20 protein-coding genes and 1 riboswitch are annotated in these 21,402 nt (G+C 70.6%); of the genes, 14 read left to right on the forward strand and 6 right to left on the reverse strand.

What is annotated here, in order from left to right:
• Positions 1–90: 90 nt before the first annotated feature.
• Positions 91–1,884: a hypothetical protein gene (locus AB0N31_RS33045; RefSeq protein WP_366062186.1), complete on the reverse strand. Its 1,794-nt coding sequence runs from the start codon at positions 1,882–1,884 to the stop codon at positions 91–93.
• A gap of 135 nt (positions 1,885–2,019) precedes the next feature.
• Positions 2,020–2,229 carry a hypothetical protein gene (locus tag AB0N31_RS33050; protein WP_366062187.1) on the reverse strand — a complete coding sequence of 70 codons (210 nt, stop codon included), beginning with the start codon at positions 2,227–2,229 and terminating at the stop codon, positions 2,020–2,022.
• Positions 2,230–2,358: 129 nt separating this feature from the next.
• Here AB0N31_RS33050 and AB0N31_RS33055 point away from each other — a divergent pair, with 129 nt between their 5' ends.
• Positions 2,359–3,333 (forward strand): carbohydrate kinase family protein, encoded by a 975-nt coding sequence (locus AB0N31_RS33055; RefSeq protein ID WP_366062188.1) that lies wholly within the window; start codon positions 2,359–2,361, stop codon positions 3,331–3,333.
• Between the two features lie 22 nt (positions 3,334–3,355).
• Here the strand turns inward: AB0N31_RS33055 and AB0N31_RS33060 are convergent, their stop codons facing one another.
• Positions 3,356–4,732, reverse strand: a complete 1,377-nt coding sequence (locus AB0N31_RS33060) for an aminotransferase class V-fold PLP-dependent enzyme (protein ID WP_366062189.1) — start codon at positions 4,730–4,732, stop codon at positions 3,356–3,358.
• A 292-nt stretch (positions 4,733–5,024) separates the two neighbouring features.
• Here AB0N31_RS33060 and coxB point away from each other — a divergent pair, with 292 nt between their 5' ends.
• The 4 genes from coxB (at position 5,025) to AB0N31_RS33080 (ending at position 9,499) form a co-directional block, all read left to right on the forward strand.
• The gene (coxB, locus tag AB0N31_RS33065) at positions 5,025–5,984 is read left to right on the forward strand and encodes a cytochrome c oxidase subunit II (protein ID WP_366062190.1); all 960 of its coding nucleotides are present in this window, start codon (positions 5,025–5,027) and stop codon (positions 5,982–5,984) included.
• Positions 5,981–7,717: a cytochrome c oxidase subunit I gene (ctaD, locus tag AB0N31_RS33070; protein WP_366062191.1), complete on the forward strand. Its 1,737-nt coding sequence runs from the start codon at positions 5,981–5,983 to the stop codon at positions 7,715–7,717. The genes coxB and ctaD overlap by 4 nt, the downstream gene beginning before the upstream one ends.
• Positions 7,714–8,112: a cytochrome c oxidase subunit 4 gene (locus tag AB0N31_RS33075; protein ID WP_366062192.1), complete on the forward strand. Its 399-nt coding sequence runs from the start codon at positions 7,714–7,716 to the stop codon at positions 8,110–8,112. Before ctaD ends, AB0N31_RS33075 begins: the two co-directional genes overlap by 4 nt.
• 130 nt (positions 8,113–8,242) lie before the next feature.
• The gene (locus tag AB0N31_RS33080; RefSeq protein ID WP_366062193.1) at positions 8,243–9,499 is read left to right on the forward strand and encodes an Ig-like domain-containing protein; all 1,257 of its coding nucleotides are present in this window, start codon (positions 8,243–8,245) and stop codon (positions 9,497–9,499) included.
• A 14-nt stretch (positions 9,500–9,513) separates the two neighbouring features.
• On the opposite strand, the gene AB0N31_RS33085 is transcribed toward AB0N31_RS33080, so the two are convergent.
• Positions 9,514–9,936, reverse strand: a complete 423-nt coding sequence (locus AB0N31_RS33085; protein ID WP_366062194.1) for a hypothetical protein — start codon at positions 9,934–9,936, stop codon at positions 9,514–9,516.
• Positions 9,937–10,115: 179 nt separating this feature from the next.
• On the opposite strand from AB0N31_RS33085, the gene AB0N31_RS33090 reads away from it, so the two are divergent.
• The 6 genes from AB0N31_RS33090 (at position 10,116) to AB0N31_RS33115 (ending at position 17,250) form a co-directional block, all read left to right on the forward strand.
• The gene (locus AB0N31_RS33090) at positions 10,116–10,736 is read left to right on the forward strand and encodes a heme-copper oxidase subunit III (RefSeq protein WP_366062195.1); all 621 of its coding nucleotides are present in this window, start codon (positions 10,116–10,118) and stop codon (positions 10,734–10,736) included.
• 65 nt (positions 10,737–10,801) lie between these two features.
• Complete coding sequence (locus AB0N31_RS33095; RefSeq protein ID WP_366062196.1) at positions 10,802–11,614, forward strand: c-type cytochrome; 813 nt, start codon at positions 10,802–10,804, stop codon at positions 11,612–11,614.
• Positions 11,611–12,669 (forward strand): Rieske 2Fe-2S domain-containing protein, encoded by a 1,059-nt coding sequence (locus AB0N31_RS33100; RefSeq protein WP_366062197.1) that lies wholly within the window; start codon positions 11,611–11,613, stop codon positions 12,667–12,669. The genes AB0N31_RS33095 and AB0N31_RS33100 overlap by 4 nt, the downstream gene beginning before the upstream one ends.
• Positions 12,666–14,288, forward strand: coding sequence for a cytochrome bc complex cytochrome b subunit (locus AB0N31_RS33105; protein ID WP_366062198.1), 1,623 nt, complete (start codon positions 12,666–12,668; stop codon positions 14,286–14,288). Before AB0N31_RS33100 ends, AB0N31_RS33105 begins: the two co-directional genes overlap by 4 nt.
• A 139-nt stretch (positions 14,289–14,427) precedes the next feature.
• A complete protein-coding gene (gene trpD, locus AB0N31_RS33110) occupies positions 14,428–15,492 on the forward strand; it encodes an anthranilate phosphoribosyltransferase (protein WP_366062199.1) in 1,065 nt (354 codons plus the stop codon).
• Positions 15,493–15,592: 100 nt separating this feature from the next.
• Positions 15,593–15,709, forward strand: a riboswitch (SAM riboswitch).
• Between the two features lie 179 nt (positions 15,710–15,888).
• Positions 15,889–17,250 carry an aminotransferase class V-fold PLP-dependent enzyme gene (locus AB0N31_RS33115; RefSeq protein WP_366062200.1) on the forward strand — a complete coding sequence of 454 codons (1,362 nt, stop codon included), beginning with the start codon at positions 15,889–15,891 and terminating at the stop codon, positions 17,248–17,250.
• Between the two features lie 36 nt (positions 17,251–17,286).
• Here the strand turns inward: AB0N31_RS33115 and AB0N31_RS33120 are convergent, their stop codons facing one another.
• Positions 17,287–17,568: an Lrp/AsnC ligand binding domain-containing protein gene (locus AB0N31_RS33120; protein WP_366062201.1), complete on the reverse strand. Its 282-nt coding sequence runs from the start codon at positions 17,566–17,568 to the stop codon at positions 17,287–17,289.
• Complete coding sequence (locus AB0N31_RS33125) at positions 17,565–18,299, reverse strand: rhomboid family intramembrane serine protease (protein ID WP_366062202.1); 735 nt, start codon at positions 18,297–18,299, stop codon at positions 17,565–17,567. Before AB0N31_RS33125 ends, AB0N31_RS33120 begins: the two co-directional genes overlap by 4 nt.
• Before the next feature lie 171 nt (positions 18,300–18,470).
• Between AB0N31_RS33125 and AB0N31_RS33130 the strand changes: the two genes are divergently transcribed.
• The 3 genes from AB0N31_RS33130 to AB0N31_RS33140 all read left to right on the forward strand — a co-directional run bounded on the left by AB0N31_RS33130 (position 18,471) and on the right by AB0N31_RS33140 (position 21,370).
• Complete coding sequence (locus tag AB0N31_RS33130) at positions 18,471–18,710, forward strand: hypothetical protein (protein WP_073491882.1); 240 nt, start codon at positions 18,471–18,473, stop codon at positions 18,708–18,710.
• Positions 18,711–18,780: 70 nt separating this feature from the next.
• The gene (locus AB0N31_RS33135; RefSeq protein WP_366062203.1) at positions 18,781–20,124 is read left to right on the forward strand and encodes an NYN domain-containing protein; all 1,344 of its coding nucleotides are present in this window, start codon (positions 18,781–18,783) and stop codon (positions 20,122–20,124) included.
• 211 nt (positions 20,125–20,335) lie between these two features.
• Positions 20,336–21,370, forward strand: a complete 1,035-nt coding sequence (locus AB0N31_RS33140; protein ID WP_366062205.1) for an NlpC/P60 family protein — start codon at positions 20,336–20,338, stop codon at positions 21,368–21,370.
• Positions 21,371–21,402: the final 32 nt, after the last annotated feature.

The raw sequence follows: 21,402 nt of genomic DNA on the forward strand, positions 1-21,402 counted from the left end.
CCCGATACTGGTTGTATCGGGGCGACCCCGACAACGCGGCGAGCGTGCGTGCCAGGCGTCGCCGGGCAGACGGGACTTTCGAAACACGCCCTAGCGGGGCAGCCGCGCCCCCGGCTTCTCCAGGGGGACCTGCCCGCCGTCCGAGCCGACGACCGTCCGGTCGCCCAGCGGCTCGTCGAGCCGCACGGTCCGGTGGAAGAACTTGGCGATCTTGATGCAGACGGTGTCCGGCCACGGCGTCTCGGTCACGGTGACCTTCACCCGGTCCCCGCTCTCCACCGCCGTCGCCCGGTAGTCGGAGCACACCCCGCCCGTGAAGCCGACGACCAGTTCGTCGCCCTCGGCCGTGTAGCCGTCGACCTTCACGTCACGGGTCTCGGTGCCCGAGGTCGGCGCCGCGGACGGCGTGGCGGCCGGGGGCGCGCTCAGGAACTCCGGCTCGATCGCCGGATGCGTCACCGTGTAGGCGTCCCCCGCCCCGGCCCCGCGCACCGAGAACAGCCAGGAGGGCACCAGCACCTGCCGGCCGCCCGAGGCGTGCGGGGCGAGCCCGAACACCGCTTCCTCGACCGTGAGCGTCTCCTTCGGGGGCACGCCGGCCGACGTCCCGCACGGGCTCTCCGGCTGTTCCTCCGCCGGCACGGGCGTGGCGCAGCCGCCGATGCCCGCACGGGGATCGGTCCCCGGCGCCGCGTTCATCCGGTCCAGCGTCTCCCGCGCCCCCAGCACGGGGTACGCCGCGCCCTCGGCGGGTGCCTTCACCTGGCCGCTGCCGGCGACGATCTCGCCCTGGGCGCTCACGGTGACGCCGGTCGTCCAGCCGTAGGTCGGCAGGCCGTCGATCACCGGGTCGGCGTTCACGACCCGCCGCGCGCCCACGACCTGGCCCGCGTCGAGCGTGGCGTCGTCCTGCCCGACCGCCATCAGGACCGGCGCCGCCGCCTTCTTCGCGGCCGCCTCGCTCACCGGGTCCGCGGACGAGGCCGTGGCCTCCGGCGCGCAGACGTCGGAGCCGTTCTTGCAGGCGTCGGTGCCGGGGGAGTACCGGCTGAACGTCCACAGGCCCGGCGCCCCCTTCTCCACCCGGAGCACCGGACCGGACCCGTCGTTCCCGGAACCGACCCGCCACGTCCGGCCCTCGGCCACCGGGGTGCCCTCGACCCCCAGCGCGCCTGCCAGCCGGGCCACCTCGGCCTGCGCGACCTCGCCCTTCGCCCAGTACACGGACGCCGAGCCGGGGCCCGCCGGGAGGGTGCCGTCGGCCCGGTAGGTCACCCCGTACGGGTTCGGCTCCCCGGGCGCGATGCCCTGCGGGCTCCCCTGGGCCGGCGCCGGGGCGTAGTCGTCCAGCACGAGCGCCGGCGGAGTACCGCCCGCCGCGGGCGTCCGGCCACCGCCACCGGTGCCGTCCCCCGCACGGGAGGCGAGACAGGCCCCACCCCCGCCGACGAGCAGCACGGCGGCGGCGACGGAGGCGACGAGGGCGACGGAGCGCCGGCGGCCGCCTGCGGAGGCGCCGTCGCCGGGGGAGCGGCCGACGCCGCCGTCCTCGGCCTCGTCCCGCGGGTCGGGGCCCGGGTGCGGCACCGGAGCGGCGGGAGCGCCGCCGTCGGCCACCGGGCCGACCGCCGGCTCCTCCGCGTCGGCCGCACCGGGACTCCCCGCTTCCTCGGCCGGACCGGGGGCGTCGACGGGCGCCTCCCGGCCGGAACCAGGCGCCCCCGCCCCGGCCTCTCCGCTCGCCTCGATCTTCCCGGTTTCCCCGGTCTCCTCGACCATGGCCTCCTCCGCACGCGCCTCCTCCGGCGCACCCCGGTCCTGCGGGGTGCGTCCGTCCTCCGGCCCGCGTGCGGCGTCGTCGTTGTCGGGTCGCTCGGTGTTCACCGCATCGCTCCTTCGGCTGCGCCGCTGTCGTACCTCACATCCCCTTCACGGGGGACAGCGATGGGACGCAGCGGGGGAGCGCACGGTTCCCCTGCTCGCGCCCCGGCCGAAAGAAGGGCCCGCAAAGGCCGCGCGTCAGTTGCCGTACTCCGGCATGACCTCCAGCAGCCGGGCCGCGGTCGCGGGGACGGTCACGCCGTGGAGCAGGGACAGCGGCACCGGACGGGCCACGCGCTCCTCCGGGGCGGTCCAGTGCGGTGCCATCCGGGCGCAGTCACCCCGCAGCGACGCCAGGTCGCCTTCGAGATCGGCCGGAGCGGGCGCATGGACCTTGAGGTTCGTCATAACGGCACCGTATGCACGGTCGGTGCCGCGAAGAAAGATCTACTATCGGGTAGTTTCATCCGCTTCAACGGTCACGGTCGACCGGGTAGCGTGAACTGTCAATCCACCTCCCACAGGAGAGTCCACGCCGTGCGCATCGCAGTCACCGGCTCCATCGCAACCGACCACCTCATGACGTTCCCCGGCCGCTTCGCCGACCAGCTCGTCGCGGACCAGCTCCACACGGTCTCGCTCTCCTTCCTGGTCGACAAGCTGGACGTACGGCGCGGCGGGGTGGGCGCGAACATCGCCTTCGGCATGGGGCAGCTCGGCACGAAGCCCATCCTGGTCGGCGCCGCCGGCTCCGACTTCGCCGAGTACCGGGCCTGGCTGGACCGGCACGGCGTCGACACCGCCTCGGTCCGCATCTCCGAGACCCTGCACACCGCCCGCTTCGTGTGCACCACGGACTCCGACCACAACCAGATCGGTTCCTTCTACACGGGCGCGATGAGCGAGGCCCGCCTCATCGAGCTGAAGACCGTCGCCGACCGCGTCGGCGGCCTCGACCTGGTCCTGATCGGCGCCGACGACCCCGAGGCGATGCTGCGCCACACGGAGGAGTGCCGCTCCCGGAACATCCCCTTCGCCGCCGACTTCTCCCAGCAGATCGCCCGCATGGGCGGCGAGGAGATCCGCATCCTGCTGGACGGGGCGACGTACCTCTTCTCCAACGAGTACGAGAAGGGCCTCATCGAGTCCAAGACCGGCTGGAGCGACGAGGAGATCCTCGGCAAGGTCGGCCACCGCGTCACCACCCTCGGTGCCCGCGGCGTGCGCGTCGAGCGGGCCGGCGAGGAGCCGATCGAGGTCGGCTGCCCGCAGGAGGAGCGCAAGGTCGAGCCCACCGGCGTCGGCGACGCCCTCCGCGCCGGCTTCCTCTCCGGCCTGGCGTGGAACGTCTCCCTGGAGCGTGCCGCCCAGATCGGCTGCATGCTCGCCACCCTGGTCATCGAGACCGTCGGCACCCAGGAGTACCAGCTCCGTCGCGCCCACTTCATGGACCGCTTCGCGAAGGCGTACGGCGACGAGGCCGCCGCCGAGATCCAGAAGCACCTGAGCTGACCCGGGCCGACCAGGAGCCGGCTCAGACGAGCCGGCGGACCAGATGGGCGGAGCCCCGGTCCGCCGGCTCCTCGCCGACGTACTCCTGCCCCCGCATCTGGCACCAGGCGGGGATGTCGAGCCGGGCCGCCTCGTCGTCGGCCAGGATCCGCACGGTGCCGCCGACCGGCACGTCACCGATGACCTTCGCCAGTTCGATGACGGGGATCGGACAGAGCTTGCCGAGGGCGTCGACGACCAGCTCGTCCTCCCCCGTGACGGCCGTCGGCGCGGGCACCCCGAGCTTGTCCCGCACCCCCGCCACCGCGCCCGGCAGCACGGCGAGGAAACGTTCCACGTCCTCCTCGGCCGTCCCCGGCGGCAGCGACACCCGCACGTTGCCCTCGCTCAGCACCCCCATCGCCCTGAGCACGTGACTCGGCGTGAGCGTGCTGCTCGTGCAGGACGAACCGGAGGAGACGGAGAACCCCTCCCGGTCCAGCTCGTGCAGCAGTGTCTCCCCGTCGACATAGAGACAGGAGAAGGTGACGGTCCCGGGCAGCCGCCGCTCCGCGTCACCCACCACCTCCACGTCCGGCACGGACCGCGCCACCCCGGCCCGGATCCGCCCGGTCAGCTCCCGCAGCCGCGTCGCCTCGGCCGCCGCCTCCGTCCGCACCGCCCGCAGCGACGCCACCGCGGCCACGATCGCCGGGATGTTCTCGAACCCGGCCGCGCGCCCCGACTCCCGCTCGTCGGCGGGCCCTTGAGGAGCGAACCGCACCCCCTTGCGCACCACCAGCAGCCCCACCCCCGACGGCCCGCCCCACTTGTGCGCGCTCGCCGCCAGCAGCGACCACGGCCCCGCCACCGGCCCCCACCCGAGCGACTGGGCCGCGTCGACGAACAACGGCACCCCCGCCTCCCGGCACGCCTCGGCCACCTCCGCCACCGGCTGCTCGGTCCCCACCTCGTGGTTGGCCGACTGCAGACAGGCGAGCGCGGTGTCGGGCCGCAGCGCCCCGGCGTACGACGCCGCGGTCACCGCGCCGGACCGCAGCACCGGCACCCGGGTCACCGTCCCGCCGGCCGACTCGAAGGCCTCGGCCGAATGGAGCACGGAGGAGTGTTCGACCGCTGACACGATCAGGTGGCGTCCGGCGCGCCGCCGGCCCGCCAGCGCGCCCGCGACGCCGCTGTGCACGGCGCGCGTCCCGGACGGGGTGAACACCACCTCGTCGGGCCGGCACCCCACCGCCTCCGCCGCGGCCTCACGGGCCGCGTCCAGCAGCAGCCGGGCCCGGCGGCCCTCTCGGTGGAGCCGGGCGGGATCGGCCCAGCCCTCGTCGAGCGAGGCCAACAGGGCCTGACGGGCCACGGGATGGAGCGGGGCGGCGGAGGCGGCGTCGAAGTAGGGCACACGGCAACGGTAGAGCGCGGGGGAGCGGGACGGCGGGCCGGGGAACGGCGCGAGCGGCCACAAACCCGCACGCACGCGTCAACAGGCCGCATCCCCGAGCGATTAAGGGCCCTCTCCCACCCCTGGGCATGACCCCCGGCGCGTTGCCCACCCCTCCCCGCGCGACCCCAAAACGCGTCCAGTAGGGTTTGGTCCGCATAAACATCCAAACCCCTGCCCGACGCAGGGCGGCGACCTACCAGCGAGAAGGCCGCAGCCGACCGCGCGGGCGAGACTCTCGGGAAGGCGCTACGTGAGTCCCAACGGCTCCGACCGCTCGCCGCGGCGCCCGATGCGGCGGAAGCTGCTGCAGGCACTGACCGCGGGCCTGGTCCTTGCGACCGCAACCGGTTGCACATACGAGGACTTCCCCCGCCTTGGTATGCCCACCCCGACCACGGAAGAGGCTCCGCGGATCCTCTCCCTGTGGCAGGGCTCATGGGCTGCCGCGCTGGCCACCGGCGTGCTGGTGTGGGGCCTGATCCTGTGGAGTGCTTTCTTCCACCGGCGCAGCCGCACCAAGGTCGAGGTACCTCCGCAGACCCGGTACAACATGCCCATCGAGGCCCTGTACACGGTGGTCCCGATCATCATCGTCTCGGTCCTCTTCTACTTCACCGCCCGCGACGAATCGAAGCTGCTCAGCCTCGAGAAGAAGCCCGACGTCACGGTCAACGTGGTCGGCTTCCAGTGGAGCTGGTGCTTCAACTACATCGAGAGCGTCGACGGTTCCACCGGTGACGCGAAGTCCGACAAGAAACTGGCCGCGATCCCGGACCGGTACAAGAAGGACTTCCCGGCCGACGCGGGCGGTGTCTACACCTGCGGCACCCCCGGTGAGCGGAACCCGCAGACCAACAACCCCGGCCCGACCCTCTGGCTCCCCGAGGGCAAGACGGTCCGCTTCGTCCTCACCTCGCGTGACGTCATCCACTCCTTCTGGGTGGTGCCGTTCCTGATGAAGCAGGACGTCATTCCGGGCCACACCAATGCCTTCCAGGTGACCCCCAACAAGCAGGGCACCTTCCTGGGCAAGTGCGCCGAGCTGTGTGGCGTCGACCACTCCCGGATGCTGTTCAACGTGAAGGTCGTCTCCCCCGAGCGCTACGAGCAGCACCTGAAGGACCTCGCCAAGAAGGGGCAGACCGGTTACGTTCCGGCCGGCATCGAGCAGACGAGCCCCGAGAAGAACCGGGAGTCGAACATCCTGTGAGCATCCTCAACGAACCCCAGGGTGCCGCCGCAGCAGGGTCCCACTATGAGGACGAGCTGCCGGTCCGGCGCCAGCGCCGCGGCGAAGTCGCCGTCAAGTGGCTCACCACGACGGACCACAAGACGATCGGCACGCTGTACCTCGTGACGTCGTTCGCGTTCTTCTGCATCGGCGGCGTGATGGCGCTCTTCATGCGCGCCGAGCTGGCCCGTCCGGGTCTGCAGTTCATGTCGAACGAGCAGTTCAACCAGGCGTTCACGATGCACGGCACGATCATGCTGCTGATGTTCGCGACGCCGCTGTTCGCCGGCTTCGCGAACTGGATCATGCCGCTCCAGATCGGCGCGCCGGACGTGGCCTTCCCGCGGCTGAACATGTTCGCCTACTGGCTGTACCTGTTCGGCTCGCTGATCGCCGTGGCCGGCTTCCTCACCCCCTCGGGTGCGGCCGACTTCGGCTGGTTCGCCTACTCCCCGCTCTCGGACGCGGTCCGCAGCCCGGGCATCGGCGCCGACATGTGGATCATGGGCCTGGCCTTCTCCGGCTTCGGCACGATCCTCGGCTCGGTCAACTTCATCACCACGATCATCTGCATGCGCGCACCGGGCATGACCATGTTCCGCATGCCGATCTTCACCTGGAACGTCCTGCTGACCGGTGTCCTGGTCCTGCTGGCCTTCCCGGTCCTCGCGGCAGCGCTGTTCGCCCTGGAGGCGGACCGCAAGTTCGGCGCCCACATCTTCGACGCCTCCAACGGCGGCGCGTTGCTGTGGCAGCACCTCTTCTGGTTCTTCGGCCATCCAGAGGTGTACATCATCGCCCTGCCGTTCTTCGGGATCATCTCCGAAGTGATCCCGGTGTTCTCCCGCAAGCCGATGTTCGGCTACATGGGCCTGATCGCCGCGACCATCTCGATCGCCGGTCTGTCCGTGACGGTGTGGGCGCACCACATGTACGTCACCGGTGGCGTCCTGCTCCCGTTCTTCTCCTTCATGACGTTCCTCATCGCCGTCCCGACGGGCGTGAAGTTCTTCAACTGGATCGGAACGATGTGGAAGGGGTCACTGAGCTTCGAGACCCCGATGCTGTGGGCGGCCGGCTTCCTGATCACCTTCACCTTCGGTGGTCTGACCGGTGTCATCCTGGCCTCGCCGCCCATGGACTTCCACGTCTCGGACTCGTACTTCGTGGTGGCGCACTTCCACTACGTCGTCTTCGGCACCGTCGTCTTCGCGATGTTCTCCGGCTTCCACTTCTGGTGGCCGAAGTTCACCGGCAAGATGCTCGACGAGCGCCTCGGCAAGATCACCTTCTGGACGCTGTTCGTCGGCTTCCACGGCACGTTCCTGGTCCAGCACTGGCTGGGCGCCGAGGGCATGCCGCGCCGCTACGCGGACTACCTGGCCGCCGACGGCTTCACCGTCCTGAACACGATCTCGACGATCAGCTCGTTCGTGCTCGGCCTGTCCGTCCTGCCGTTCTTCTACAACGTGTGGAAGACCGCCAAGTACGGCAAGCCGGTCCAGGTCGACGACCCGTGGGGCTACGGCCGCTCCCTGGAGTGGGCGACCTCCTGCCCGCCGCCGCGGCACAACTTCCTCACCCTGCCGCGGATCCGCAGTGAATCCCCGGCGTTCGACCTGCACCACCCGGAGATCGCAGCGCTCGAGCAGCTGGAGCACGCCGGTCACGGCGCCGCCGCCGTCGCGGGCAGCAAGGAGGCCGGCAAGTGAAGATCCAGGGCAAGATGTTCATCTGGCTGAGCGTCTTCCTGCTCGTCATGGCGACCGTCTACGGCGTCTGGTCCAAGGAGCCGGCCGGTACGACGGCCCTCTTCCTGGCCTTCGGCCTGTCCATCATGGTCGGCTTCTACCTGGGCTTCACCGCCAAGCGGGTCGACACCGGTGCCCAGGACAACAAGGAGGCGGACGTCGCGGACGACGCCGGCGAGCTGGGCTTCTTCAGCCCGCACAGCTGGCAGCCGCTCTCCCTGGCCATCGGCGGCGCCTTCGCCTTCCTGGGGGTCGCGGTCGGCTGGTGGCTGCTCTACTTCTCCGCCCCGCTGATCCTCATCGGCCTGTGGGGCTGGGTCTTCGAGTACTACCGCGGCGAGAACCGCACCCAGTAGCACACGCCGCGCGCGGCAGAGCCCGGACACTCCGTGAGGAGTGCCCGGGCTCCTGCTTTTGCCGTAATCGGTGTCGCCCGTCCGTGTCACCCAGCGCGCCGCGGTTGACGCTGCTCCCTAGCGTGAAGCCATGAGCCACGAACCCCGCCCCCGCACCGTCGTCAGCTGCACGCTGCTGGTGATCGCCCTGGTAGCGGGCGCAACCGCCTGCGGCTCGGACGACAACCCGCTCGCCTCACGCCCCTACGACGCCACGGACCGGATCTCGTTCAACGTCCCCCGCGGCGACGCCGGGAAGGCCGACCCGGACAAGCCCCTGGAGATCAGGGCGGAGGACTCCGGCGAGCGGATCACCGACGTCACCGCCCTGGACGCCACAGGCCGCTACGTGGCGGGCGAACTCGACGCCGACGGCCGCCGCTGGCACAGCACCGAGCCGCTCGCCGCAGGCGCCCGCTACACGGTCCGGGTGAGCACCGAGGACGAGGACGGCGCCCCCGGCCGCCGAATCCTCACCTTCGACACCGGCAGACCCACCGCCAAGCAGCGGCTGACCGTCACCTTCGGCCCCGGCACGGGCACCTACGGCGTCGGACGACCCGTCACCGCCGAACTGAGCCGGCCCATCAAGGACCCCGCCCAGCGGGCCGTGGTGGAACGCGCCCTGAAGGTCGACGCCAAGCCCTCCGTGCAGGGCGGCTGGCACTGGGTGGACGACAAGACGCTGCACTACCGCCCGAAGGACTACTGGCCCGCCCACGCCACCGTTCGCGTCCGCAGCAACCTGGACGGCATCAAGGTCGGCGACCGGCTCTGGGGCGGGAAGTCGAAGGGCGTCACCCTCACCATCGGCGACCGCGTCATCGCCGTCACCGACGCCTCCGCGCACTCCCTCACGCTGTACCGCAACGGTGAGGAGGTGAAGGAGATCCCCGTCACCACCGGAAAGCCCGGCTTCGAGACCCGCAACGGCGTCAAGGTCGTCCTGGGCAAGGAGTACTTCGTACGCATGCGCGGCACCACCGTCGGCATCGCCGAGGGCTCCTCGGAGTCGTACGACCTGCCCGTGTACTACGCCACCCGCGTCACCTGGAGCGGCGAGTACGTCCACGCCGCCCCCTGGTCGGTCGGCTCCCAGGGCTCCGCCAACGTCAGCCACGGCTGCGTGGGCATGAGCACCGCGAACGCCGAGTGGTTCTTCGAGAACGTCCGCGAGGGCGACGTCGTCCAGGTCGTCAACAGCGACGGCGACACGATGGAGACCTTCGGCAACGGCTTCGGCGACTGGAACCTGGACTGGAAGGAGTGGCGCGAGGGCAGCGCCCTGACGGCCGGCAAGCAGAAGATCCAGGAGGACACCTCGAGGCTCCGGCCGACGGCCGTCTAGCGCGCCCCCGGCGCTCAGGTCCCGGCAGGGCCCTCGGACGCGCCCACGAGGCTCTGGCGGCGCAGCAGGGCCGCCAGGGCCTCCGCGAACTCCACGGGGTCCACCGGCAGCGTCACGGCCGCTTCGGCCCGGCTCCAGGTCGCCAGCCAGGCGTCCTGCGGCCGCCCGATGAGCAGCAGCACCGGCGGGCAGCGGAACACCTCGTCCTTGATCTGCCGGCACAGCCCCATGCCGCCCATGGGCGCGGCCTCGCCGTCCAGCACGCACACGTCGATCCCGCCCCGGTCCAGCTCCGTCAGCACGGCGGCGGGCGTCGCGCACTCCAGGAACTCGACCAGGGGCGCGTCCGGGGCCGGCCGCCGGCCGGCGGCCAGCAGCACCTGCTCCCTGGTGTTGGCGTCGTCGCTGTAGACCAGCACCGTGGCGGTCGCCTGCATGGTTCCTCCGCGTCATTGGAGTGGAACTTCGGGGTACCGATGGGGCGGATGCTACTCCCCCGGGCACCTCGTCAACACCTGTTGGAACACGCCTGCGATGGGCCATACGGGCAGTACACGAGGTGCGAACACTCCGAACGGCACCCCCCGGAGTGAGGGCGGGATAAGCGACCGACATAATGTCGGTCGTGGCGACAGCAACGACAGTAGACACCGGGCACGCGCACCCGTCGGTCAATCGGCCGAACCTCACCAGCGTCGGAACCATCATCTGGCTGAGTTCCGAGCTGATGTTCTTCGCGGCCCTCTTCGCGATGTACTTCACCCTGCGATCGGTGACGGGTCCCGATCACTGGAAGGAAATGGCGCACGCGCTGAACCTTCCGTTCTCGGCGACGAACACCACGATCCTGGTGCTCTCCTCCCTCACCTGCCAGCTCGGCGTCTTCGCCGCCGAGCGCGGTGACGTGAAGAAGCTCAGAATGTGGTTCATCGTCACCTTCGTGATGGGTGCGATCTTCATCGGCGGTCAGGTGTACGAGTACACCGAGCTGGTCAAGAAGGACGGGCTCTCGCTCTCCTCCGACCCGTACGGCTCGGCGTTCTACCTGACCACCGGGTTCCACGGCCTGCACGTGACGGGTGGCCTCATCGCCTTCCTGTTCGTCCTCGGCCGCACCTACGCGGCGAAGAGGTTCACCCACGAACAGGCGACCGCGGCCATCGTCGTGTCCTACTACTGGCACTTCGTCGATGTCGTCTGGATCGGCCTCTTCGCCACGATCTACCTGATCAAGTAGCCGGGCCCGATCCCGCACCCGTCCCAGAAGCATCGACGCAGAAGATCCTGACACCGGGGTAATCCGTGAAAAAGCTCTCCGTACGACGACGCCATCCGATGGCGGCGCTCGTCGTCCTACTCCTCGCGCTGGCATGCACCGGGGGGCTGTACGCCGCGTTCGCACCCGCGAGCAAGGCGCAGGCAGACGAAACCGCACAGTCCCTCGCCATCGACGAGGGCAAGAAGCTCTACGCCGTCGGCTGCGCCAGCTGCCACGGCACCGGCGGTCAGGGCACCTCCGACGGTCCGAGCCTGGTCGGCGTGGGCGCCGCGGCCGTCGACTTCCAGGTCGCCACCGGCCGGATGCCGGCCGCGACCTCCCAGGGCGCCCAGGTGCCCAAGAAGAAGAACATCTACACGCAGGCCGAGATCGACCAGCTCGCCGCGTACATCGCCTCGCTCGGCGCCGGCCCGGCCGTCCCCACCGAGGCCGAGTACGGCCCCGAGGGCGCGGACATCGCCAAGGGTGGTGAGCTGTTCCGCACCAACTGCGCCCAGTGCCACAACTTCACCGGCAAGGGCGGCGCCCTGACCCGGGGCAAGTACGCGCCTTCGCTGGAGGGCGTGGACCCGAAGCACATCTACGAGGCCATGCAGACCGGCCCGCAGAACATGCCCTCCTTCCCCGACACCACCATGTCGGAGCAGAACAAGAAGGACATCATCGCGTACCTGGACGCGGTCAACAGCTCCGACTCGGAGAGCCCCGGCGGTCTTGAGCTGGGCGGCCTCGGGCCGGTCAGCGAGGGCCTCTTCGGCTGGATCTTCGGTCTCGGCGGGCTGATCGCCGTCGCCGTGTGGGTCGCCGCCCGGACCGCAAAGGCCAAGAAGTCATGAGTAGCCAAGACATCCCAGAAGAGAACCTGCCCGCTGAGCAGGATCACGCCCACGGAGCCGTAGGCGTCGCGGACGAGAAGAACCCGTTCGCCGACCCCGGGCTGCCGCCGCACGAGCACCGCGTGCAGGACATCGACGAGCGGGCCGCCAAGCGGTCCGAGCGTGCGGTCGCCTTCCTGTTCACGCTGTCGATGCTGGCCACCGTCGGCTTCATCGCCTCCTACGTGGCGATCCCGCACGACAAGTCGGTCTTCATCTTCCCGCTCGGCCACATCAGCGCGCTGAACCTCGCGCTCGGCCTGACGCTCGGCGCGGCCCTGTTCTGCATCGGCGCGGGCGCGGTCCACTGGGCCCGCACCCTGATGTCCGACGTGGAGATCGCCGACGAGCGGCACGCGATCGAGGCGGCGCCCGAGGTCAAGGCCAAGGTCATGGCCGACTTCCGGGACGGCGCCCGGGAGTCCGCGCTGGGCCGCCGCAAGCTGATCCGCAACACGATGTTCGGTGCGCTGGCCCTGTTCCCGCTCTCCGGCGTCGTCCTGCTGCGCGACCTCGGTCCGCTGCCCGAGGACAAGCTGCGGCACACGCGGTGGGCCAAGGGCAAGCTGCTCGTCAACATGAACACCAACGAGCCGCTGCGTCCCTCGGACGTCGCCGTCGGTTCCCTCACCTTCGCCAAGCCGGAAGGCCTGGAGGAGGAGGACCACGACTTCCAGACCGAGATCGCCAAGGCCGCCCTGATGATCGTCCGCATCCAGCCGGACAACATCAAGGACAAGCGCGAGCTCGAGTGGTCGCACGAGGGCATCGTGGCGTACTCGAAGATCTGCACCCACGTGGGCTGCCCGATCTCCCTGTACGAGCAGCAGACGCACCACGTGCTGTGCCCCTGCCACCAGTCCACCTTCGACCTGTCCGACGGTGCCCGAGTGATCTTCGGTCCCGCCGGTCACGCCCTGCCGCAGCTGCGCATCGGCGTGAACGACGAGGGCTATCTCGAGGCGCTCGGCGACTTCGAAGAGCCCGTCGGTCCTGCCTTCTGGGAGCGCGGATGAGCAACAAGGACGACCGCCGCAAGGCGCCCGCGGGCGAGCGGGTCGCCGACTGGGCCGACGGCCGCCTGGGGATCTACTCCCTGGCCAAGGCCAACATGCGCAAGATCTTCCCGGACCACTGGTCCTTCATGCTCGGTGAGATCTGCCTCTACAGCTTCATCATCATCATCCTCACGGGTGTGTACCTGACGCTGTTCTTCCACCCGTCGATGAACGAGGTGGAGTACCACGGCAGCTACGTCCCGCTGCAGGGCCAGCTGATGTCCGAGGCCTTCAACTCGACCATGCACATCTCCTTCGATGTGCGCGGTGGTCTGCTCATCCGGCAGATCCACCACTGGGCCGCGGTCATCTTCCTCGCCGGCATGTTCGTGCACATGATGCGCGTCTTCTTCACGGGCGCCTTCCGCAAGCCGCGCGAGATCAACTGGCTGTTCGGCTTCCTGCTGTTCGTCCTGGGCATGTTCACCGGTTTCACCGGCTACTCGCTCCCGGACGACCTGCTCTCCGGCACCGGTGTCCGCTTCACGCAGGGCGCGATCCTGTCCGTGCCGATCGTCGGCACGTACATCTCGATGTTCCTGTTCGGCGGGGAGTTCCCGGGCGGCGACTTCGTCGCGCGGTTCTACTCGATCCACATCCTGCTGCTGCCGGGCATCATGCTCGGGCTCGTGGTCGGCCACCTGATCCTGGTCTTCTACCACAAGCACACCCAGTTCGCGGGTCCCGGACGCACCAACAAGAACGTCGTCGGCATGCCGCTGCTGCCGGTCTACATGGCCAAGGCCGGAGGCTTCTTCTTCCTGGTCTTCGGCGCCATCGCGGCCATCGCCGGCATCGCGTCCATCAACCCGATCTGGGTGCTGGGCCCCTACCGTCCGGACCAGGTGTCCACCGGCGCCCAGCCCGACTGGTACATGGGCTTCGCCGAGGGCCTGATCCGCGCGATGCCGGGCTGGGAGATCAACTTCTGGGGCCACACGCTGGTCATGGGCGTGTTCGTCCCGCTGGTGCTGTTCGGTCTGTTCCTCGGTGTGATCGCCATGTACCCGTTCATCGAGTCCTGGGTCACCGGCGACAAGCGCGAGCACCACATCCTGGACCGCCCGCGCAACGCCCCGACCCGTACGGCCTTCGGTGTCGCCTGGGTCACCGGCTACCTGATCATGCTGGTCGGTGGTGGCAACGACATCTTCGCCACCCACTTCCACCTGTCGATCAACGCGGTCACCTGGTTCGTCCGGATCGGCTTCTTCGCCGGACCGGTCGTCGCCTTCGTGATCACCAAGCGGATCTGCCTCGGCCTCCAGCGCCGCGACAAGGACAAGGTGCTGCACGGTCGCGAGACCGGCACCATCAAGCGCCTGCCGCACGGTGAGTTCATCGAGGTGCACGAGCCGCTCAGCCAGGAGGCGCTCTACACGCTCACCGCGCACGAGCAGTACAAGCCCGCCGAGATCGGCCCGACGGTCGACGAGAACGGCGTCGAGCGCAAGGTGAACCGTGCCGAGAAGGTGCGCGTCAAGCTGAGCAACGCGTACTACGGCGAGGAGAGCCAGATCGCCAAGCCGACCGTCGAGGAGTACAAGGAGATCACGAGCGGCCACGGCCACCACTGATCACTGCGTCGCCACGCACCCCAGAAGGGCCCCGTCCGGTGTACGGACGGGGCCCTTCGCCCTGTCCGCGGCTGGATAGGGTGGAACCGTCGAGACGCGCGTCCCGTGGAGCGGGACCACACTGACCCAGGAGCGGCTTATGAGCGCTGTGACCCCCGCCGGAGGCGACACCGCGGCGGACCGTTCCTGGCCCGAGGTGCTGAACGCCCTGCTGTCCGGCCGCGACCTGAGCGCCGACGCCACGGCGTGGGCGATGGACCGGATCATGCGCGGCGAGGCCACCGACGCGCAGATCGCCGGCTTCGTGGTGGCGCTGCGCGCCAAGGGCGAGACCGTCGAGGAGATCAACGGACTCGTCCGCGCGATGTACGAGCACGCGAACGTGATCGAGGTGCCCGGCCCGGCGGTCGACATCGTCGGCACGGGCGGCGACGGCGCGAAGACGGTCAACATCTCCACGATGTCCTCGATCGTCGTCGCCGGCACCGGCGTCAAGGTCGTCAAGCACGGCAACCGGGCCGCGTCCTCCGCCTCCGGCGCCTCGGACGTCCTGGAGAAGCTCGGCGTCCGCCTCGACCTGACCCCGCGGCGGGTGGCCGAGGTCGCCGAGGAGGCGGGCATCACCTTCTGCTTCGCCGTCAAGTTCCACCCGGCGCTGCGTCACGCGGGTGCCGCGCGCGGCCAGCTGGGCATCCGCACGGTGTTCAACGTCCTCGGCCCGCTGACCAACCCGGCCAGGGTCCGGGCCCAGGCGGTCGGCGTGGCGGACCCGCGCATGGCGCCGATCGTCGCCGGTGTCTTCGCCGAACGCGGCCACTCCTCGCTGGTGTTCCGCGGCGACGACGGCCTCGACGAGCTGACGACGACCTCCACCTCCCGGGTCTGGGTCGTGCGGGAGGGCAAGGTGACCGAGGAGTCCTTCGACCCGCGCGACGTCGGCCTCGACCTCGTTCCCGTCGAGGCCCTGCGGGGTGCCGACGCCTCCTACAACGCCGAGGTGGCGCGCAGGCTGCTGGACGGCGGGACGGGCCCGGTCCGCGACGCCGTCCTGCTGAACTCGGCGGCCGCCCTGGTCGCCCTGGAGCCGACCGGGGCGCCGCTCGCCGAGCAGCTCCGCGCCGGTATGGCCAGGGCCGCGGAGTCCCTCGACTCGGGGGCGGCGAAGCGGACGCTGGAGCGCTGGGCGGCGGCCACCCACGCCTGAGCCGGGACGGCGGCCGACGAGGCGCGGTCCGGACTCCTGGTGTCTCGGGAAATGGACCGCGCCTTGCGCGCCGGTGATCGTATGGCAGGATGTCGTAACAGGTCATGAGTGACAGTCATGAGGCCCCGGCCGACTGTCCGGCAACCCTCCGTCCGTGGCGGGGTGCCCCGGGTGAAGACCAGGCTGTGGACAGAAAGGTTCACGGCAAGCGCGGACCCCTCGCACGCTTCTGATCGAGCGGGGGCAGGGGTCCTGGTCGTCGAGGAGCCCTCCGTGAGCAAGCGAATGCGATAGGGCCGCAGAGCCCCGCCTCCGCATCCCTCCTTCACCTTTTCCCGCGCTCGAGCCGCAGTCGCTCGCGTGGTGAATCCCTCTGTCTCTCACGGGAGTTCCGTCATGTCCGTCTCCACCGCTGCCGCCGCCCCGACCGTTTGCGCCCCCCTGCCGGTTCTGGGGCGGGATGTCACCGTCCCGCTCGTCACCGGCGGCGAGGTCGGCTACGCGGCCCTGGACTACGCCGCCAGCGCACCCGCCCTCCAGCGCGTCTGGGACGACGTGGCCGCCTACGCCCCCTACTACGGCAGCGTCCACCGCGGCGCCGGATACCTCTCCCAGCTCTCCACCGACCTCTTCGAGAACGCCCGCCGGACGGTCGCCGGGTTCCTCGACTGCCGGCCCGACGACCAGCTCGTCTTCACGCGTTCCACCACCGATTCCCTCAACCTCCTCGCCGCCGCGCTTCCCGCCGACTGCCAGGTCTTCGTCTTCGAGACCGAGCACCACGCCGCGCTGCTGCCCTGGAAGGACGCCCGGGTCACCTGCCTCGACGCCCCGCGCACCCCGCGGCAGGCCGTGGCCGCCCTGGAGCGGGCCCTCGCCGGCCGCGACCGGTCCGGCCCCGCCCTGGTCTGCGTCACCGGCGCCTCCAACGTCACCGGCGAGCTGTGGCCGGTACGCGAACTGGCCGCCGCGGCCCACGCCCACGGTGCCCGGATCGTCCTGGACGCCGCCCAGCTCGCCCCCCACCACCCGGTGTCCGTCCGCGACCTCGACGTCGACTGGGTCGCCTTCTCCGGCCACAAGCTGTACGCCCCCTTCGGCTCCGGCGTGCTGGCCGGCCGTGCCGACTGGCTGCGGGCGGCCGAGCCGTACCTGGCCGGTGGCGGCGCCAGCCGCAGGGTGACCCGGCGTGCGGACGGGGGAGTGGACGCGGAGTGGCACGAGAGCGCCGCCCGGCACGAGGCCGGCTCCCCGAACGTCATCGGGGCCTACGCCATCGCCTCCGCCTGCAAGGCCCTCACCGAAGCGGGCTTCGACACCCTGGTGGCCCGCGAGCAGCACCTCGTGGAGAAGGTCCGCACGGGCCTCGCGGAGGTCCCCCAGGTGCGGATCCTGTCCCTCTTCGGCGACGACGCGCCGCGGGTCGGCGTGATCTCCTTCGTCGTGGACGGCTGGAACAGCTCCCACTTCGCCGCCGCACTCTCCGCCGAGTACGGCATCGGCGTCCGCGACGGCCTCTTCTGCGCCCACCCCCTGGTGCGCACCCTCCTCGGCGGCGACCCCCACAGCCAGGGCGAGTGCGGCGCCCCCGAGGCGGCCCCCGGTGAGAAGTCCCTCAACGCGATCCGCGTGAGCTTCGGCGCGGGCACCCCCGACGAGCACGTCGACCGCTTCGTGGCGGCGGTGCGGGAACTGGTGACCGAGGGCGCGAAGTGGCGCTACCGCACGGAGGCCGGCCGCTGCGTCCCGGCGGTGTAGGCGGGTCCTCCCCACCGCGGGCGGTGCGCCCGACGGTCAGGAGTCCAGCCCGATGGCGAACGCGGCTTCGAGGTCGTGCTGCGAGTAGGTGCGGAACGCCACGTGCGTGTCCGTCGCCTCCACGCCCGGAATCCTGCTGATCCGCCCCGGGATCACCTCGGCGAGGTCCTCGTGCTGCCGCACCCGCACCATGGCGATCAGGTCGTAGGTGCCGGTCACGGAGAACACCTCGCTCACGGACTCCAGCGAAGCGATCGACTCCGCGATCTCGGGGATCCGGTCCACGCTGGTCTTGATGAGGACGATCGCGGTGATCACGGTTGGTTCTCTCCCTCGGGGGCCGGAGCTGGGCTGCTGCTCACTCTAGTGGGCCGGGTGAACCGGGCCCACGCGTAGACGAAGCCCAGCCCGAAGCCCACCAGGTGCGCCAGGTACGCCACGCCCGGCCCCGATCCGGCCCGCCCCGCCGCCACCCATTGCAGCGCCGCCCAGAAGGGCAGCACGACCCAGGCCGGGAAGCGCAGCGGCAGGAAGAAGAGGAACGGCAGGAGACTGGTGACGCGGGCCCGGGGGAACAGGTACAGGAATGCGCCGAGAACCGCCGAGATCGCCCCGGAGGCGCCGACCAGGGACTGCCCGGAGCCGGCGTTGGCGGCGGCGTACCCCAGCAGCGCCAGGGCGCCGCAGCCGAGGTAGAAGAGCGCGAACTCGACGCGGCCCATCCGGTGCTCGGTCATCGCCCCGAAGACGTAGAGGAAGAGCATGTTGCCCAGCAGGTGCACCCAGCTGCCGTGGACGAACAGGGCCGTGAAGGGCGTGAGGGCGGACCCCGGCGCGCCGTCGAACACGTCCGCGGGGATCACGCCCCACCGGCGGAAGTAGGCACGTTGCGCGAGCGCCGCCTCCTCGCCGCTGCCGTACACCGGATCGAGGCCCGAGGCCGGACCGATCACGAAGATCAGGCAGCACAGGGCCATCAGTGCGTACGTCACGGGCGCCACGGGGTGTCGGACGGCCCGGCCCAGGGGCCCCCTCCAGTCGCTGATCATGGCTACAGAGCATGACGCAACCGGACGTACCGGGCCGTACCGCCTCGCCGCCGTGGACGGACGGGCGGCGAGGACCCGCCAGGCCGTAGGGTTACGAGCCACATGCTCCGGGGAGCCTTCGGCGCGCCCCGGTCCCGGAAGACCGACACTAGAAGGAAGCGGACAGTCACGATGACGGTTCCCCTGCCGACCGCCACGACGCGGTGGCGCTGCACCCTCTGCGGCAACCTCACGCGGTTCGACGTGACGCGCTCGTCGAAGGTCGTCGAGTACGTCCACCTCGATCTCGCCGGTGAGGCGAAGGTGGAGGAGCGCGAGGTGGTCAGTGAGACCATCGAGTCGGTGCGGTGCCGTTGGTGCAACGCCGTGGATCAGGTGGAACTGGTGGACAGGCCGGGCGCCGGCTCCTGAGGATGGGGGTCCCCCCGCTCGAGCGAAGTCGAGAGTGGGGGAGGCCCCGCACGGAATTGGGGTGTGACGGATGGTGGAGACCACGGGCGGGGGGCCGGGCGACGGCGCCGCCGAGGTGCTCGACCGTCCGCTGCCCGACGGGGTGCGGCGCCGGGTGGTGCAGATCGTCTCGGACGGCTTCGGCGGCCTGACCGTCGCCGAACTGCCCGCCCAGTTGCGACAGTACGCCCGGTTCGCCCCGAACCGGCGGGCCAAGTTCGCGGGCAACGCGATGGCCGCCGCGCTGGAGACCGATCCGCTGTTCCGGCAGCGCATCGCGGAGAAGTTCAGGGAGGTCCAGCCGGAACTGGCCGGTGCCCTGGACTCCGGTTCGCCGCCCCCGGCCGCGGACCCGCTCGACGTGGCCGCCGCGGCCTACGTGCTGCGCCCCACCGGCTGGGTCAAGCTGGTCACCGCCGCCGGCGAGGAGGCCCTGCGGGCGGACGCCGAGCGGGCCGACGAGGAGAGCCGGGCGGAGCTGGAGCGGCTGCGCGAGCAGCTCGCCGAGGCCCGTGAACTGACCCGGACCGAGACCGAGCGGCTGCGCGCCGAGCTGGACGCGGCGAAGCGGGAGGGCGAGTCGCTGCACCGCAAGCTGCGGTCGGCCCTCAGCGACGTCAAGCGGGGCGAGGCCGCGCTGCGCAAGCTCCAGGGCGAGATGGAGGCCGCACGGAGCGAGGGGCAGGCGCAGGTGTCGGCGGCCGAGAGCGAGTCGCGGCGGCTCAAGGCGCGGCTCAGCGAGGCGGAGGCCGCGCTGGAGGCCACCCGGCGGGCGGCCCGCGAAGGGCGCAGCGTCGAGGACATGCGGGTACGGCTGCTGCTGGACACCCTGCTGGAATCGGCCCAAGGGCTGCGCCGGGAACTGGCGTTGCCGCCGGTGTCGGTGCGCCCGGCGGAGACCGTCGACGCGGTGGAGCCCGGCCGGATGACCCCCAAGGACATCGCGGCCCGCGCGCTGTCGGAGAATGACCCGGCGATCCTGGACCAGTTGCTGGCGCTGCCGCAGGCGCATCTCGTCGTCGACGGCTACAACGTCACCAAGACCGGTTATCCGCAGATGCCGTTGGAGAAGCAGCGGCTGCGGCTGCTCGGGCAGCTCTCGGCGCTCGCCGCGCAGACCGGCGCCGAGGTCACCTGCGTCTTCGACGGTGCCGAACTGGTCGCGCCGGTACTGCTGGCGCCGCCGCGCGGGGTGCGGGTGCTGTTCTCCAAGCCGGGGGTCACCGCCGACGAGCTGATCCGCCAGCTGGTGCGGGCCGAGCCGCCCGGCCGGCCGGTCATCGTGGCCTCGACGGACCGCGAGGTGGCCGACGGGGTGGCCAGGGCGGGCGCCCGGCCCGTGGCTTCTGCGGTGCTCCTGAAGCGACTGACCTGAAGGTCAACGTAAAGGGCCAATGCCCGAATTGGCGCAATCGTCACGCAACGTAGCGTCAATCGTGCGTCACTGCATGTGGGTTGAGTGTAAAGAATGCGGTGCGTCACCGACTTTTTCGGCTCCAGGATTTGAAGTGATCACAAGAAGGTCACTAGGGTCTGCCTTCGAACCTCCGCACGAGTGATCACTCACATGAAGGAGCTCGCTCTCCGTGGCGTCCCACCGTCGACCCAAGCAGCCGAGTCGCGCGCGCGTGACCTTGCTGACCACCGCGGCCGCCGCCGCTGTTGCCCTGACCTCGCAGGCCGCCAATGCCGCGCCGAGCGAGAAGCCCAGCAAGGACGAGGTCAAGTCCAAGGTCGACAAGCTCTACGAAGACGCGGAGCAGGCCACCGAGAAGTACAACGGGGCCAAGGAGAAGCAGGAGAAGCTCCAGAAGGAGATCTCCACGATCCAGGACAACGTCGCCCGCGGCCAGGAAGAGCTGAACGAGCTGCGTGAGTCCATAGGCCAGGCGGCGGCGGCACAGTACCGCTCCGGCAGCATCGACTCCTCCCTCCAGCTGTTCCTGTCCTCGGACCCGGACGACTACCTGGACAAGGCGTCCACCGCCGACCAGCTGAGCGCCCAGCAGGTCGAGTCGCTGAAGAAGATCCAGGACAAGCAGCGCGAGCTGGCGCAGGACCGCGCGGAGGCCTCCGACAAGCTCAAGGACCTCGCCTCCACCCGCACCGAACTGGGCAAGAAGAAGAAGGAAGTCCAGGCCAAGCTCGCCGAGGCGCGCAAGCTCCTCAACACGCTGACGGCCGAGGAGAAGGCCGCGCTGGCCGCCTCCGACGCCCGCGCCAGCCGTGACGCCGGTGAGCGCGTCGACCTCGGCAACACGGGCGCCGCCTCCGGTCGCGCCATGGCCGCCTTCCAGGCCGCCCAGAGCAAGATCGGCTCGCCCTACTCCTACGGCGCCACCGGCCCCTCCACCTTCGACTGCTCGGGCCTGACCTCCTGGGCCTTCGCCCAGGCCGGCGTCAGCATCCCGCGCACCTCCCAGGCGCAGGCGAACGCCGGCACGCGCATCTACTCCCAGTCCGACCTCAAGGTCGGCGACCTGGTCATCTTCTACGGCGACCAGCACCACGTCGGCTTCTACGCGGGCAACGGCCAGGTGCTGCACGCCCCGCGCACCGGCACCGTCGTGCGCTACGAGTCGATCAACAACATGCCGTACCAGTTCGGCGTCCGGATCTGAGCATCCGCCCGACCGCGACACCGGGACGCCCG

Source organism: Streptomyces sp. NPDC051051, assembly GCF_040682975.1.
In the GTDB taxonomy this organism is placed as follows: domain Bacteria; phylum Actinomycetota; class Actinomycetes; order Streptomycetales; family Streptomycetaceae; genus Streptomyces.

What these genes read in the sequence shown, in the direction of transcription:
- AB0N31_RS33135 (WP_366062203.1), top strand. Translation starts at nt 18,781, where the DNA reads ATGGTGGAGACCACGGGCGGGGGGCCGGGCGACGGCGCCGCCGAGGTG.
- trpD (WP_366062199.1), top strand. Translation starts at nt 14,428, where the DNA reads ATGAGCGCTGTGACCCCCGCCGGAGGCGACACCGCGGCGGACCGTTCC.
- AB0N31_RS33105 (WP_366062198.1), top strand. Translation starts at nt 12,666, where the DNA reads ATGAGCAACAAGGACGACCGCCGCAAGGCGCCCGCGGGCGAGCGGGTC.
- AB0N31_RS33050 (WP_366062187.1), bottom strand. Translation starts at nt 2,229, where the DNA reads ATGACGAACCTCAAGGTCCATGCGCCCGCTCCGGCCGATCTCGAAGGC.
- AB0N31_RS33090 (WP_366062195.1), top strand. Translation starts at nt 10,116, where the DNA reads ATGTCGGTCGTGGCGACAGCAACGACAGTAGACACCGGGCACGCGCAC.
- AB0N31_RS33115 (WP_366062200.1), top strand. Translation starts at nt 15,889, where the DNA reads ATGTCCGTCTCCACCGCTGCCGCCGCCCCGACCGTTTGCGCCCCCCTG.
- AB0N31_RS33125 (WP_366062202.1), bottom strand. Translation starts at nt 18,299, where the DNA reads ATGATCAGCGACTGGAGGGGGCCCCTGGGCCGGGCCGTCCGACACCCC.
- AB0N31_RS33080 (WP_366062193.1), top strand. Translation starts at nt 8,243, where the DNA reads ATGAGCCACGAACCCCGCCCCCGCACCGTCGTCAGCTGCACGCTGCTG.
- AB0N31_RS33100 (WP_366062197.1), top strand. Translation starts at nt 11,611, where the DNA reads ATGAGTAGCCAAGACATCCCAGAAGAGAACCTGCCCGCTGAGCAGGAT.
- AB0N31_RS33085 (WP_366062194.1), bottom strand. Translation starts at nt 9,936, where the DNA reads ATGCAGGCGACCGCCACGGTGCTGGTCTACAGCGACGACGCCAACACC.
- AB0N31_RS33130 (WP_073491882.1), top strand. Translation starts at nt 18,471, where the DNA reads ATGACGGTTCCCCTGCCGACCGCCACGACGCGGTGGCGCTGCACCCTC.